The sequence below is a fragment of the Flavobacterium sp. Root420 genome (assembly GCF_001427905.1).
GTDB lineage: Bacteria > Bacteroidota > Bacteroidia > Flavobacteriales > Flavobacteriaceae > Flavobacterium.
In genome coordinates, this window is the sequence record NZ_LMEF01000029.1 from 463,786 (window position 1) to 478,489 (window position 14,704).

The window sequence follows — 14,704 nt, forward strand, 5'->3', positions numbered from 1 at the left end:
TTGAACAAAATTACAGTATGTTAAAAAAATATATTATTTAATTTTGATATTTATATTTTTATGATTTTTGTTTAAATCTTCTTTGAAAATCAAGGGATTGAAGGTTTTTATGGTTAAAAAAAACTTAATTAAAATGGATAATATACTATAAATTAGAGTTCTACTAATTTGTTTTACAGGATACTACAGGACGGTACGGAATTAACTTCTGGATAAATTTGGTTAACTAATTAATTAACCAAATTTTAACTTTTATGAAAAACAAATTTAGTGTTCTGTTGCTGATGGCAATGATTGCATTATTCCATGCATCGGGCTACGCACAGAATAAAGTAGTTAAAGGTATTGTTAAAGACGGTGCAGGTCTGCCGGTACCAGGTGCAAATGTCCTCATTAAAGGAAGTCAGAATGGAGTCAGCACAGATATGGATGGAAGTTATTCCATCAGTGTGGCACCCGGAAATGTTCTGGTTTACACTTTCATCGGTTTTAAAAAACAGGAAATCACTGTTGGAAGCGCGGCTACTGTTAATGTCGTATTACAAGAAGAAGACAATTCCCTTGAGGAAGTTGTTGTTGTAGGATACGGTACAAAGAAGAAAAAAGATCTTACCGGATCTATTGTCAGTGTAGGTGCTGAAGAAATTGCTTCGCGACCTGTTGTTAATGCAGTTCAGGCGGTACAAGGAAAGGCTGCCGGAGTTGATGTTACCACTAACGAACGTCCGGGAACTGTTGCGAGTATTACCATTCGTGGAGCTCGTTCTATTTCGGCTTCCAATGAACCACTTTACGTAGTAGATGGTATTCCGTTAAATACAAGGCTTAATACCGATGCAACTACAGGAAAAAATAGTGTTGATGCTAATTCAGGAGGAATCGACTTTTTAAATCCTACAGATATTGAATCAATTGATATATTAAAAGATGCCTCTGCAACAGCGATTTATGGTTCTCGTGGGGCGAATGGTGTAGTTATTATTTCAACTAAAAAAGGAAAAAATGGGAGATTTACATTAAATTATGATACCTCTATTGTAACGGAAGAGATACATGAAAATGCTCCAATGATGACTGCTGGAGAATATATTGATTTTCGTCGTTGGGGAAGATATTATTCTAATCCAACTGCTTTTCCAAAAGGAGATGCGCCAAATATAGAAAATGATAAATTAATTTTCCTGGCTTCTGCTGATCCGGCTGCATGGGCAAACATTGCCAAAGGATGGGAAGGCGGAACCTGGGATGGTTCTAAGGTAGCTACTACAGACTGGACCAAATTTGTAACCCGCACCGGAATTACAGTACAGCATACGCTAGGTGTTAGTGGTGGTACTGAAAAAATGAAGGCTTATGGTTCTTTTGGATATTTAAACAATACAGGAACATTATTCGGGCAAAGTTATAAGCGTTATAGCGGTACGGCCAATGTTGATATTACACCAACAAAATGGTTTCAGATGGGAGTAAGCATTAATACCAGTTATGGTATAAATGAATACGGACAATCAAACACAGGAAGAACAGCGGTTACAAGTTCTACCGGAATTTACGCTACTGCGCGTACAAATCTCCCTTATGCAGTTCCTTATGACCTAAACGGAAACAGAATTGATAGTCCCGGAGGTGATTCTACGATCAGGACTCCTGTTGATGAATATAAATTATCGCAGGATCAACGTGTCACAATGCGTGCTTTTGGTAGCTTATATGCACAGTTTGATTTAGGTGGTTTCAATTCTAAGCTTGAGGGTTTAAAATACCGTGTTAATTTTGGTCCGGATCTTACCTCTTACCGTGATGGTGTTTTTTTAGATGGTAAATCAGCGATTCGCTCAGGAACAAGTTTTGCTTCTTTAACTAAAGAACAAACCATCTCATATACATTGGACAACTTGCTTTTTTATAACAAAACTTTTGGTAATCATACTGTTGGTGGGACTTTGTTATTGAGTCAAACACAATATCATAATGAGCAAAGTGCTATGTCAGCCAATGATATAAAAGATCCAAGAAACAAATGGAATGCTTTGACTCCTTCTAATGTAACTCTTGCAGGTTATTCTTCTGGTTTAATAGAATCGGGTTTATATTCTTATATGGCTAGGTTAAATTACAGTTTTGCAGATAAGTATTTGTTCACTGGATCGTTTCGTAGTGACTCGGCTTCTCAATTAGCACCAGGGCATAAAGAAGCGTTTTTTCCAAGTGCTTCCGGAGCGTGGGTTTTAAATAAAGAAAAGTTTCTTGAGGATGTATCCTGGATTAACCAATTGAAAATGAGAGTTGGTTATGGTGTTACCGGAAATTCTGCAATTGCTGCTTACGGTACCCAACCTCCATTGACAGGGATAGTTTATCCAAACGGCTCAGGTGTTGTTAACAATACATCATTAGGGAATTTAGATTTGGGTTGGGAAGAAACAGCACAGTTTAATTATGGGATCGATTTCTCACTCTTTAACAGCAGAATAGCAGGTGCGTTAGATTATTATACAAGTAAAACAACTAATTTATTGTTTAAAAGAGGGATTCCAACAGTAAATGGTGCTAAAGATTCGTATCAAAACGTTGGTGAAACTGAAGGAAGCGGAGTGGAACTGACCCTGAATACAGTAAACGTAACAGTAAAAGATTTTGAGTGGACTTCTACTTTTAATGGTTCATACCAACAAAGTAAAATTGTATCGCTGCAAAATGGAAAATTTAATGATATCACTAACAATTTATTTATTGGGAATTCTCAAAATGTAATTTACGGTTTCGAATCAAACGGAATCTGGAAACCTGAAGATGCTGCCGAGATGGCAAAATTCAATGCTGCTGCAGGTTCGACTATATTTACTTTTGGTAATGCAAGACCAGTAGACCAAAATGGGGATTATAAAATTGATGCTAATAATGACCGTGTGATTATAGGTTCTAAAGATCCAAAATACATTATGGGATTAACCAATACCTTTACTTATAAAAATGTAGAATTATCGTTCTTTATCTATGGTCGTATGGGGTATTATTATGATACTTCAGGAGAAAACGAAGGAGCAAAAGGAAGCCAGAGATCAATTGATTATTATACAGATAATAATACCGATGCCGAATATCAAAAACCAATTTATTCTGCCGGTACAGGAGATCCATATTATCCAATATTAGGATATCGTAGTGGCTCTTTCTTAAAAATGAGAAATGTTTCCCTAGCATATCATTTCGATAGAGATTTAGTGCAAAAACTAGGACTTTCTAAATTGAGATTATACTGTCAGGCAACAAATCCAGGTATGATTTTCACAAAAGTAAAATGGACTGATTTGGATACACAGACAACAGCGTCAAACAGAGGTATGACTTTAGGGTTAAATGTAGAATTCTAAATTAATTTTAAAAAAGATCATTATGAAAAATTATAAAAAACTATATATCAATTTAATGCTTGTTGCAGCATTGACTCTGACAAGCTCTTGCAATAAAGATTTTCTTGATGAAGAGCTGACCACAGCTTATAGTAAAGAATATTATAAAACCGAAGCAGGTATTCAGGCCTTAGCCAATGGTACCTATTATCAGGTTTTTGCTGCAGAATTTCAAGGCGAAGTTCCGCTTTCGGCAACAGAATCCGGTACAGATGAATTTCACGCCGGAGGAGATCCTTCAAACTGGATCTGGAATTCCTATTCTTCAGGTTTCAAGGCTTTTGTAACGGTGTCAAATGCGAATACTGTTGCTGCAAATACCAATTGGGACAATTTATATATTGGAATTGGGAATGCCAATCAATTAATCGAAGCTGCTACAGATATTGTTTCTTCAAACGATGCGATCAAGAAAACAGCATTAGGAGAAGGATACTTTTTTAGAGCTTTCAATTATTTGAAATTAGTAAGTCAATACGGGGCAGTTCCTTTGCAATTGAAGACCAGTTCTACTGTTCAGTTGGAATTTACCAGAGCTGCGCCTCAGGAAGTGTTGGGACAAGTAATCGAAGATTTTAAACAGGCTTATGCTTTATTGGGTAATGCCGGAGCTCCTGCTAAAATTACTAAAGATGCTGCAGCACATTATTTGGCAAAAGCCTATTTAATTCGTGCCAGTGAAATTAATGACAGCTGGAACGGAACTACAAAAGCGGCAGATTTGCAACAAGTAGTTGCCTTATCAGATGAAGTGATTTCGCATCATCCGTTAGCTGCAAATTATGATAATTTATGGAATTATACCATCGCAGATGGTGCAAACGAAAAACTTCCAGAGTTAATTTTATCTGCTCAGTTTAATGCAAGTACATTAACTACGGGAGGAAATCAACAGCACTTATACTTCCTTTCTACTTATGATCAGTTGCCACAAATGAAACGTAACCTGGCAGGAGGCAGACCATTTAGCCGTTTGGCACCCACTTATTTTGTATATGACACTTTTGATCATGTAAACGATTCTCGTTTCTGGAAAAGTTTTCAAACAAAAAGTATCGTGAATAACCAATCAGGAGCTGTTTATAAAAATGGCGATTTAGGAATTATGTACATTGTAAACACACCTGCTGATACACGTTTTGCCAAAACTAAAAACACTGATGTTATCATTTATCCAAAAACCGGAAAAACAATTCCAAGCGCTTATGTTGCTTACGCAGCAGATAAAGTAGGCTTAATGGCAGATGTTAGATTCCCGTCTTTAAGTAAATACATGGATGGAAACAGGATAGATTTAAGTAATATTAAAGGATCTCGTGACATTATTTTGGCACGTTCTGCAGAAACCTATTTAATGGCTGCGGAAGCAAAGGTGCGTCTGGCAAAATTAGGATCCGCATCATTTGCTGATGCCCTGCCGTATATCAATACAGTTCGTACTCGTGCAGCCTACAAATCTGGAGAAAATCGTGCTGCTTATGTCGATGGTTCAGCAGCCTGGACAGTTACGGGGCAGGCTGGAATCCCGATTTCTTATATTCCTGAAAACTCTTATTACGAATCTAATAATATCGCAGTTGCAACAACAGCAACAAGTTTAACAATCGCAAGTGTAAATGCTTTACCGGCAGAAGATATGGCAGTAATTGCAAAACTGGGATACGGTAGTGATTACGACAGAATGTTATGTTTGATATTAAACGAGCGCACCAGAGAACTTTGCGGAGAATTTCACCGTTGGGGAGATTTGAGCAGAACTAAAACTTTGGTTGCAAGAGCAAAAGCCTATAACATTGAAGCGGCTGCAAATATTCAGGAATTCCATAATTTGCGTCCTATCCCTCAAACTTTCCTTGATGCTGTTTATGCAAACGGAAAACCATTGACTGCTGAAGAAAAAGCAACTATGCAAAACCCTGGTTATTAGTATACTATTTTATATTTTTGTTGTTGAAGACCGTCTCAGTTTTGAGACGGTTTTTTTTAGATCAAGGCAGGGTAGAACAGGATAGTTATCAGTTATTTAATAAGTAGATTTGATTACTAAATTTTTCAATAAGAATGGTTTGGAATTTAAGTGGTAATTGGTAAAATTAAGTGGTTTTAATTTTACAAAAGGCAGTAACTCAGTTACTGCCTTTTTTGTTTTTATTGGTTAATCAAAAGATGAAAAACTCAACATCTCTTTGCTTTATCATAGTTCAATCATTTCCCACGGTTTTAACCGTGGGAAATGTAGATTGACATAAATTAATGACGTATATTCAAATCTTCACCAGCTCTCCCAAGGTTGAAACCTTGGCTGTGTATAATGCAAATTTCATCACAAAAGTATAGTTTAAAAACTCAAAAATAGATGATTAATTCTTTCCCATTTGCAGGGTAGAACAGGATACCGGTATCGATTTACTAACTTATCTTTAAAGCTTTAGTATTAAAATTACATTAGGGATGATTTATTTGAAAAAGCTTTCTTTATTATTCATTGTTTTAGGATTTAAGCTGACGCTCAACGCTCAGGTAAAGTTGCCTGCTTTGGTTGGCGATAATATGGTTTTACAACAAAATTCAAAAGTAAATTTATGGGGATGGGCTTCTCCAAATGAAAAAGTAAACATTCAGTTGGGCTGGCAAAATACTCCCGTAGAAATTATAGCAGATTTAAATGGAAATTGGAAAACTGCTGTAAATACACCGGTTGGAAGTGAAAAACCATACGATATTACAATTGAAGCTTCCAATAAAATTATGCTGAAAAACATTCTGATTGGCGAAGTCTGGATTTGTTCGGGTCAATCTAACATGTATTTCCCTGTTGGGAAGGAAGAAGGAACCTGGAAAACAGGGGTGAAAAATTATGAAGAAGAGATTCAGAATGCCAATTTTCCATCCATCAGATTGTTTACAGTATCGACAAAAGCTTCTCAAAAACCATTAGAAGATGTGACCGGAAGCTGGGCAGCATGTTCGCCTTCTAGCATAAAAACATTTTCGGCAGTGGCTTATTTTTTTGGAAGGGATTTGTATCAAAAATTGAAAGCACCAATCGGATTAATTTCTTCTTCATGGGGAGGGACTAAAGCCGAGGCCTGGACTTCTCAAACGGTTTTAGAAGGGAACACAGAGTTTTTGCCAATTCTGGAACAAGATGCAAAAAATGAAAAACTGTTTCAGGAAAAATTAGAAACCTATTATGGCGATTTGAAAAAAGAACGATTGGCAAACAATATTGAAGGTTTTAAAAGTCAGCTAAAAAAGCCTAAAAAAGAAGAAAACAAAACATCTTACGTACTTTATAATGCAATGCTGCATCCTTTGGTAAATTATACCATCAAAGGCGTAATCTGGTATCAGGGCGAAAGCAATGCAGAAAAAGCATTTTTATACAGAAGCTTATTTCCGGCTATGGTAAAAAGTTGGCGAGAGGACTGGAAACAGGGAGATTTCCCTTTTTATTATGTTCAGATTGCGCCCCATAAAGGACAGAATCCGGATATTAGAGAAGCACAATTAATTGCTTCAAAAACAATATCAAATACCGGAATGGTTGTTACTACCGATGTTGGAAATGCAACCAATATTCATCCTATAGACAAACAAACTGTTGGTTATCGATTGGCTTTAATTGCCAGGGCCAAAACTTACGGAGAGAATAAATTGGTGTATTCTGGCCCAATGTACAATCATTTGAAAATCAAAAAAGATAAAATTCAGTTGTTTTTTGATGCTGTTGATTCGGGTTTTAAAAAGCCATCAGAAGATTTAAAAGAATTTGAAATTGCCGGAGACGATCAGGTTTTCTATCCTGCAGAAGCAAGAATTGAAGGAAAAACGATTGTGGTTTCTTCATCAAAGGTAAAAAATCCAACAGCAGTTCGTTTTGCCTGGAAAGCAGTTCCGGAGCCCAATTTGTTCAATACCGAAAATTTACCCGCATCACCTTTCAGAACAGACGATTGGGAAGTGGGAGTTCAAAAGAAATAAAATGAATCGAAGAAAATTTATAATAGGAAATTCTCTGGCTGTTATGGCGCTTTGCCTTCCGTTTCCGGTTGTGGCAAATGATTTTATGGACGATCCGAAACTTTCAGATTTCGAGAAAAGACTACAGCCAGTTGGTCGCGCACTCGAGTTTGAAGATTATTATGTTTGGTGCAACAGTCCCATTGAAGGTCCGGATGGTAAAATTCATGTGTTCTTTTCGAGATGGCCAAAAGCAAAAGGCATGAGTGGCTGGATCAGCAGTTCTGAAATTGCCCATGCCGTTGCAGATAAACCGGAAGGGCCATACGAATATGTAAGTACTATTTTGGCACCTCGCGGTGAAGGTTTCTGGGATGCCACAACCTGTCATAATCCCAGCATTCATTTTGTAGACGGAAAATATGCACTGTTTTTTATGGGAAATTCAAATGGAAAAATGAATACCAAACGTGTAGGGTTAGCCACCGCAGATTCGCTTTATGGACCATGGGAAAGACCTGATAAACCTTTATTGCTTCCGGGAGAAAAAGGAGAATGGGATGATCTTTTAACCACAAATCCTTCTTTTCTTAAACATCCAAATGGAGAGTATTGGTTATATTATAAATCGTTGGATACCGAGAATTATGAGCATCCAAAATTCCCTATTAAAGGAAACAGAAAATACGGATTGGCCATTTCAAAATCACTTCACGGTCCTTATGAAAAATACAAAAATAATCCGGTAATTGATTTTTCTAACCTGGGTGATAACAAGCAGTGCGAAGACGCTTTTGTTTGGTTTGAAAATAAAAAATTCAAGATGTTAGCTCGCGATATGGGCGTTTTCGGAATGGACAATGGTTTGTATATGGATTCTGATGATGGTATTCACTGGAGCGACCCTTTGATTTCATATCAGCCTTTAAACAAATATATAAAACAACCCGAAGCACCTAAACATTTAAATAGATACGGTCGTGGAGAACGTCCGCAATTATTATTTCAAAACGGAAAAGCAACTTATTTATTTATGGCTTCACAAGGAGGGAAATATGAAACCTCTTCCGGATTTATTTTTAAAATAGTTTAATTAAAATTAATTTTTAACCCCAAAAAATGAAAAAGAACCAAACTATCAGAAATGCTTTCAAAATGCAATTAAAACCTGGTTTTGAAGTGGAATATAAAAAGAGACACGATGAAATCTGGCCTGAATTGCAATTATTACTTTCAGAAGCCGGAATTCAGGATTATAGTATTTTTTTGGATGAAGAAAGTTTAACCCTTTTTGCAGTTCAAAAAATTAGCCCCAATTTTGATGAAAAGCTGCTGCCCAATCATCCAGTTGTAAAAAAATGGTGGTCTTATATGGCTGATATAATGGAAACATACCCTAATAATTCGCCAGTTACAGTTCCCTTAAAAGAAGTTTTTCATTTGGATTAAAAGATTATATATTTTTTAGCAAAAGCAATAGTTTTAAGCAGTGAATTAATAATCTGCGTTATCTGCCAAATCTGCGTGAGAAAAAATTAAGCACAGAGTAAAGATCAAAAAAAGTATAAAACATGAAAACACAATTCTATCTATCAATCACATTAGGTTTTCTGATTTTGTCATGTTGTAAAGCACAACAAAAAACGACGGGAACTAAAATTACCTTAACAAATACCTCTGAATTAGCAGTGCCTCAAAAAGCGATTGCAATAAAAAGAAATAGGTTTTTAGTAAAAGAGGGTTCCAAAGTTTATCCAATTTTAATTCATAAAAAAGATACGATTCCAGCCCAGTTAAATGATTTGGATGGAGACGGAAAATGGGATGAACTTTTTTTGGTAACTGATTTTGCTGCAAATGAAAAAAAGATTGTGGAGTTAAAATGGTCTGCAATTGACCCTAAATTTCCAATTAAAACAAGTGTTCGTTTCGGAAAAAGAGAAGCTAAAGACCTGCCGGTTCAGCCCGCAACCGAAGAAGTTTTGATGGCCAATCAGGTACACAAAAAGTTAGGTTTCCAAAAATACCAAACAGACGGTCCTACCTGGGAGAATGATAAAGTAGGATTCAGGCATTATCTGGATGGAAGGAATTCAAAAGATGTGTTCGGAAAGAAATTGCCTGCAATTACGCCTGAAAATGTTGGTATAAACAGCAAAGGCGCCGTTGAAGACAATTATCACGTAATGTACGATTGGGGAAGAGATATTTTTCCCGTAGGAAGTTCAGCCGGTTTAGGAGGTTACGCTCTATTGATCAACGATAAAATCAACCGACTTGGAATTTTGACGAATGACACTTTAAATAACATCGAAAAAACTACTTTTAAAATTGTAAGTGAAGGCCCGGTTAATTCGGTTTTAAGTTATAAATATCAAAATTGGGAAGCTTCAGGAAATAAATATCAGGTTCAGGAAACCACTTCAATCTGGCCGGGAATGTACGGTTATAAAAATACCGTTAAAATTGACGGTCTTAAAGGAAAAGAAATTTTTCTGGCAGCAATTTCAAACCTGAACAATAAAAACCCGTTGAAAGTGGTTGAAGCCGCAGATTGGGTATGCCTGATTGAGCATGATTATTTAACCTACGAACGCACATGGATTTTAGGAACGGCAATTCTGGTTCCGAAGAAATCATACAAAGGCTATATCGAAGCTCCTAAAACCGGACAATTAACAGATTCTTATCTGGCAAAGTTATCGGTAGAAAACAATAAGGAAATCAGCTATTATGTGATAGCGGGTTGGGAATTGAGCGCCGATCCAAACTTTAAAGATGCTACTTATTTCAGCAATTATGTAACCACTTTGGCCAAACAACTGTCTGCCAAAATAAATGTTGAAACAGGAAAATAAAACAGTCTCATTTAAACTAAACTAACACTAGCCATGAACTATAAATCGACCAAAATTATAACCTTATTTGCGTTTGGAGTTTGCACTGCCATAAACGCTCAAAAAACTGATGCAACAGCGCCATTGCACTTAATGCAGCCCGATTATCCAACGCCATATGTTATTCCGCAAAAAGAAAATATAAAAGTTGTACTAGATAGAGTCTATAATTTTTTGGATAAAAATTCAGCTTCTAAAATTGTAGATGCTAATACTAAAGTTGCCATTACGGATTATAAAAAAGGCAATCAGGATATCATTTTTGAACCAGGTGCTTTTCGATTAACCAGTTACGAATGGGGTGTGACGTATGCCGGAATGCTTTTGGCTTCTAAAGCCACAGGCGAAAAATACTTTGCGGATTATTCCAATAAAAGAATACAATTGATTGCGGATATCGCAGCCAATTACGATGAAAAAAATATCAAAGACAAAGACATGCTCAAGACGCTTCATCCCGAAGCATTAGATTTTGCAGGAGCACTTTGTGCAGCATTCATTAAAGCCAAAAAAGAAGGTTTAAAAGCAAATGCTGATCCTTTGATAAATAATTATATTGACTTTATCAGCAATAAACAGTTTCGATTAAAAGATGGAACCTTAGCCAGAAACAGACCTCAGGACAACACACTTTGGTTGGATGATATGTTTATGAGTGTACCGGCGCTAGCTCAAATGGGAAGTTACACAGGCGATGTAAAATATTTTGATGATGCTGTAAAACAAGTGAATCAGTTCTCTAAAAGAATGTTTAACGAACAAAAAGGTATTTACATGCACGGCTGGGTAGAGTCGATGACAGTACATCCGCAGTTTCATTGGGCGAGAGCCAATGGTTGGGCGGTTATGACTATGGTTGAATTATTAGAAGTTTTACCAAAAAATCATCCGGGATATCCTCAGGTTTTGGCGCAATTGCAAAAACATATTGCAGGATTGGTACAATATCAGGACGGAACGGGTTTTTGGCATCAATTACTGGATCGAAATGATTCGTATTTAGAAACATCGGCAACAGCCATTTATGCCTATTCGATTGCCAGAGCTATTAATCGAGGTTACGTTGATAAAATGACGTATGCTCCGGCTGTATTATTGGCGTGGAATGCCGTAGCGACAAAAGTAAACGATAAAGGTCAGGTAGAAGGAACCTGCGTTGGAACCGGAATGGGTTTTGATCCTTCATTTTATTATTATCGTCCTGTAAATGTTTTCGCAGCCCACGGTTACGGCCCTGTTTTATTAGCAGGAGCCGAAGTGATTTTGATGTTGAATGATAGTCAGTTCCAAATAAATGATAGCTCCATTCAATTAAAAATAGAAGGGAAAAATAATTTGCATAAATAATGTGGGAAGTTAAAAGTTAAGTGTTAGAAGTTTATACACTGTGCGAATTAATCGCAAAAGGCGCAGAGCCGCAAAGTTTTAAATTGAATAGCCTCCAGCTTTAGCTGGGGATAAAATTAAGTTCAACTAAGCGGCTTTAGCCAAATTTTTCAAAGTAAGAGCTTTACCCTTTGTGCCTTAGTAGCCAAAGTAAATTACAGTAAAAAAACTTTGCGCCTCTGCGCCTTTGCGCGATTAACCGACAAAGAAAATCAAACAAAAACTTATGAAATTAAAAACATTCCTAAATATACTTTTCCTGCTATTCACCACAGCATCTTTTAGCCAGATAGGAACCCGCTTTCCATCAGAAAAAAAGATCATCAAAGATCCTGTGACCGGTGTTGATTTAATCTTTTTGACAACAAAATCTGCCGGTGATTCCAAAACCTATCCAACGCATCCGCAATGGACATCAGACGGTGAATGGCTTATTTTTAGGAGCAAAAGAGCCAATGATGAAGCCATGGCGGTAAACGAAAAATCAGGTATAATGGTTCAGGTTACCCAAGGCGGCTATAACGGAACATTGTGTATGGCTCAAAAATCGATGAAATTGTATTTTATGCGCAAAACAGATAGCGATAAAATGCAAATTATGGAAGTCAGTTTGGATGCCGTTTTTAAAGACAGTCAGGCTGGAAAAATGAAACCGGTTTCGGCTTATGAACGTGTTTGCGGCATTACAAATCCAGAAATGGGAGCTTCCGGCGATATGGCTTTGGATGCTGATGAAGATAGGGTTTACTTTAGAATTGGAAAAGAAGAAGCAGCAAGACATTTAGATCCAAATATAAAAATTGAAAAAAATTTTGGCCCAAGAAATATGGGTGCAGGTCCGGGTGGAATTGGCAGCATGAATATAAAAACAGGCGAATTCAAACATGTAATTTCTGTTCCATTTCAGGTTGGACATATTCAGTCGAATATTTGGAATCCGGGAGAATTGGTTTTTTGTTGGGAAACCGGGGGGAAATCTCCTCAAAGAACATGGACGGTTATGGCCGATGGAACAGGTTTGAGGCCATTGTACCCCGAATCAGATTTTGAATGGGTAACGCACGAAGCGGTTATTTCGAAAAATGAGGTTGCCTTGGCAATTATGGGACATCGAAAAATAGATATTCAAAAAGAAGCTCCGGTGGAAGTTACTACAAGTACAGAAGTTCGAAATCCTCAAAATCCGGGTCAGGAAAGCAATTGGGGAAATTCAGGAACACGCGAAAAACCAACCGGTTTGGCCATTGTAAATTTAAGAACCCGCGAAATGATTATTGCCGGACAGACTAAAAGCGGCAGTGGTTTATGGCATGTTCATGGTTCGGCAGATGGAAGATGGGCTGTTGGAGATGATTTTTCAAGAAGTCTTTATTTAATCGACAGAAAAACAAACGAAATGATAATGCTGACTACGGGCCATAAAGAAACGGCTGCAGATCATATTCACCCCACTTTTAACAGGGATGGAACTAAAATCCAAATTCAGTCCGCAATGCTTTCTGCAGATAATAAAACGATGAATATCTGTATTGTGAACGTTCCAAAAGAATGGCTGAAACGTAAATAGAAAGAAAGAGAATAGAAGAAAGAGAGTGAAATGGTGATTAAAAATGGTTCCAATTTAAGAGGTTTGAAAAAAGAAGTAAAATTTATTATTCTTTTGCTGAATTCGGTTTTTGCATTTGCGCAACAGCCGGGAAAAATGGACGCCATTTATTCTGGTGTTCCCTGGTTTGACCAAAACGGAAATATTGTAAGCGCTCATGGTGCCAACATCATTAAAGAAAAAGATAGATTTTATCTTTTCGGAGAAGCACATATTAATGACAGTAATGCATTTGTCGGATTTAATTGTTACTCTTCAAAAGATTTATACAATTGGAATTTTGAAAACATCGCACTTCCGGTGCAAGAATCTGGAAAACTAGGTACTAATAGAGTGGGAGAAAGGGTCAAAGTAATGAAATGTCTTAAAACCAATGAATATGTTATGTATATGCACGTTGATAGCTTAACCTATAAAGATCAGTTCGTTGGCTATGCCGTTTCCAAAGAAATAGAAGGCCCGTATGAATTTAAAGGCCCCGTTTTATTTGAAGGAAAACCAATTAAAAAATGGGATATGGGAACTTTTCAGGACCACGATGGTTCTGGTTATATTTTGGTTCATGGCGGTGAAATTTATAAATTAAGTGATGATTATAAATCGGTTACAGAGAAAGTAAACGAGAATATCACCACAGGATTTGAATCGCCTACATTGTTTAGAAAAGACGATACTTATTATTTTATTGGTTCGCATTTAACAAGTTGGGAGAAAAATGACAATTATTATTACACCTCAAATTCACTAAAAGGACCATGGATTTCTCAAGGATTAATTGCTCCTGCAAATACTTTGACGTGGAATTCACAATCCACTTTTGTACTCCCAATTACAGGAACAAAAGAAACCACTTTTATGTTTATGGGCGATCGCTGGTCGTTTCCTAAACAGGCTTCTTCGGCGACTTATGTTTGGCAGCCGCTTGTGATTTCGGGAACTTCAATTTCTATTCCAAATTATCAGGAAGCCTGGCAAATTGATATTTCATCAGGAATTGTTTCTAAAACGGAAATTAGAGATGTAATTATCAAAAATACCGATAAGCAAATTCAGTATAATGGAAGTTGGAAACATTTAAATAATGAAGTTTCAGAAAGTAAATCGGAGGAAAAAGAGGCTTCGTTTTCGATTCAATTTAACGGTCGACAAACCGCATTTAGCAGTTTAGTTGGTTCTGAGAATGGTTATGCCAAAGTGGTTTTAACAGATGAAAAAGGAAAAGAAATTCTAAAGACGATTATTGATATGTACAGTAAATTTTCGATGCAATCGCAAGTGTTTGTTTCTCCAATTTTGAAGAAAGGAAAATATAGAATGACCGTTTCTGTAACCGGAGAAAGGCCAAATTGGTCCGATAAAAGAAAATCGCATTATGGAAGTACAGGATATTATGTTTCTGTAAATCAGATAAAAATAAAAAAATAGATATTAAATAAAAA

9 protein-coding genes are annotated in these 14,704 nt (G+C 36.7%); all 9 read left to right on the forward strand.

Features of this window, described 5'->3' with window-relative positions; genetic code table 11:
• Positions 1–254: 254 nt before the first annotated feature.
• The 9 genes from ASC72_RS16370 (at position 255) to ASC72_RS16410 (ending at position 14,690) form a co-directional block, all read left to right on the forward strand.
• The gene (locus ASC72_RS16370; RefSeq protein WP_056192956.1) at positions 255–3,374 is read left to right on the forward strand and encodes a TonB-dependent receptor; all 3,120 of its coding nucleotides are present in this window, start codon (positions 255–257) and stop codon (positions 3,372–3,374) included.
• 22 nt (positions 3,375–3,396) lie between these two features.
• Positions 3,397–5,340, forward strand: a complete 1,944-nt coding sequence (locus ASC72_RS16375) for a RagB/SusD family nutrient uptake outer membrane protein (RefSeq protein ID WP_056192961.1) — start codon at positions 3,397–3,399, stop codon at positions 5,338–5,340.
• A gap of 524 nt (positions 5,341–5,864) precedes the next feature.
• Positions 5,865–7,397, forward strand: coding sequence for a sialate O-acetylesterase (locus ASC72_RS16380; protein WP_056192964.1), 1,533 nt, complete (start codon positions 5,865–5,867; stop codon positions 7,395–7,397).
• A gap of 1 nt (position 7,398) precedes the next feature.
• Positions 7,399–8,469 (forward strand): glycoside hydrolase family protein, encoded by a 1,071-nt coding sequence (locus ASC72_RS16385; protein WP_056192966.1) that lies wholly within the window; start codon positions 7,399–7,401, stop codon positions 8,467–8,469.
• Between the two features lie 26 nt (positions 8,470–8,495).
• The gene (gene rhaM, locus ASC72_RS16390; RefSeq protein ID WP_056192969.1) at positions 8,496–8,825 is read left to right on the forward strand and encodes an L-rhamnose mutarotase; all 330 of its coding nucleotides are present in this window, start codon (positions 8,496–8,498) and stop codon (positions 8,823–8,825) included.
• 122 nt (positions 8,826–8,947) lie between these two features.
• A complete protein-coding gene (locus tag ASC72_RS16395; protein WP_056192973.1) occupies positions 8,948–10,234 on the forward strand; it encodes a DUF4861 family protein in 1,287 nt (428 codons plus the stop codon).
• 33 nt (positions 10,235–10,267) lie between these two features.
• A complete protein-coding gene (locus tag ASC72_RS16400) occupies positions 10,268–11,620 on the forward strand; it encodes a glycoside hydrolase family 105 protein (protein ID WP_056192977.1) in 1,353 nt (450 codons plus the stop codon).
• A gap of 265 nt (positions 11,621–11,885) precedes the next feature.
• Positions 11,886–13,226 (forward strand): hypothetical protein, encoded by a 1,341-nt coding sequence (locus ASC72_RS16405; protein WP_056192980.1) that lies wholly within the window; start codon positions 11,886–11,888, stop codon positions 13,224–13,226.
• 30 nt (positions 13,227–13,256) lie between these two features.
• Entirely contained in the window at positions 13,257–14,690 is a 1,434-nt protein-coding gene (locus tag ASC72_RS16410; protein ID WP_056192983.1) for a family 43 glycosylhydrolase, read from the forward strand.
• The last annotated feature ends 14 nt before the right edge of the window (positions 14,691–14,704 follow it).

What these genes read in the sequence shown, in the direction of transcription:
- ASC72_RS16370 (WP_056192956.1), top strand. Translation starts at nt 255, where the DNA reads ATGAAAAACAAATTTAGTGTTCTGTTGCTGATGGCAATGATTGCATTA.
- ASC72_RS16375 (WP_056192961.1), top strand. Translation starts at nt 3,397, where the DNA reads ATGAAAAATTATAAAAAACTATATATCAATTTAATGCTTGTTGCAGCA.
- ASC72_RS16380 (WP_056192964.1), top strand. Translation starts at nt 5,865, where the DNA reads ATGATTTATTTGAAAAAGCTTTCTTTATTATTCATTGTTTTAGGATTT.
- ASC72_RS16385 (WP_056192966.1), top strand. Translation starts at nt 7,399, where the DNA reads ATGAATCGAAGAAAATTTATAATAGGAAATTCTCTGGCTGTTATGGCG.
- rhaM (WP_056192969.1), top strand. Translation starts at nt 8,496, where the DNA reads ATGAAAAAGAACCAAACTATCAGAAATGCTTTCAAAATGCAATTAAAA.
- ASC72_RS16395 (WP_056192973.1), top strand. Translation starts at nt 8,948, where the DNA reads ATGAAAACACAATTCTATCTATCAATCACATTAGGTTTTCTGATTTTG.
- ASC72_RS16400 (WP_056192977.1), top strand. Translation starts at nt 10,268, where the DNA reads ATGAACTATAAATCGACCAAAATTATAACCTTATTTGCGTTTGGAGTT.
- ASC72_RS16405 (WP_056192980.1), top strand. Translation starts at nt 11,886, where the DNA reads ATGAAATTAAAAACATTCCTAAATATACTTTTCCTGCTATTCACCACA.
- ASC72_RS16410 (WP_056192983.1), top strand. Translation starts at nt 13,257, where the DNA reads ATGGTGATTAAAAATGGTTCCAATTTAAGAGGTTTGAAAAAAGAAGTA.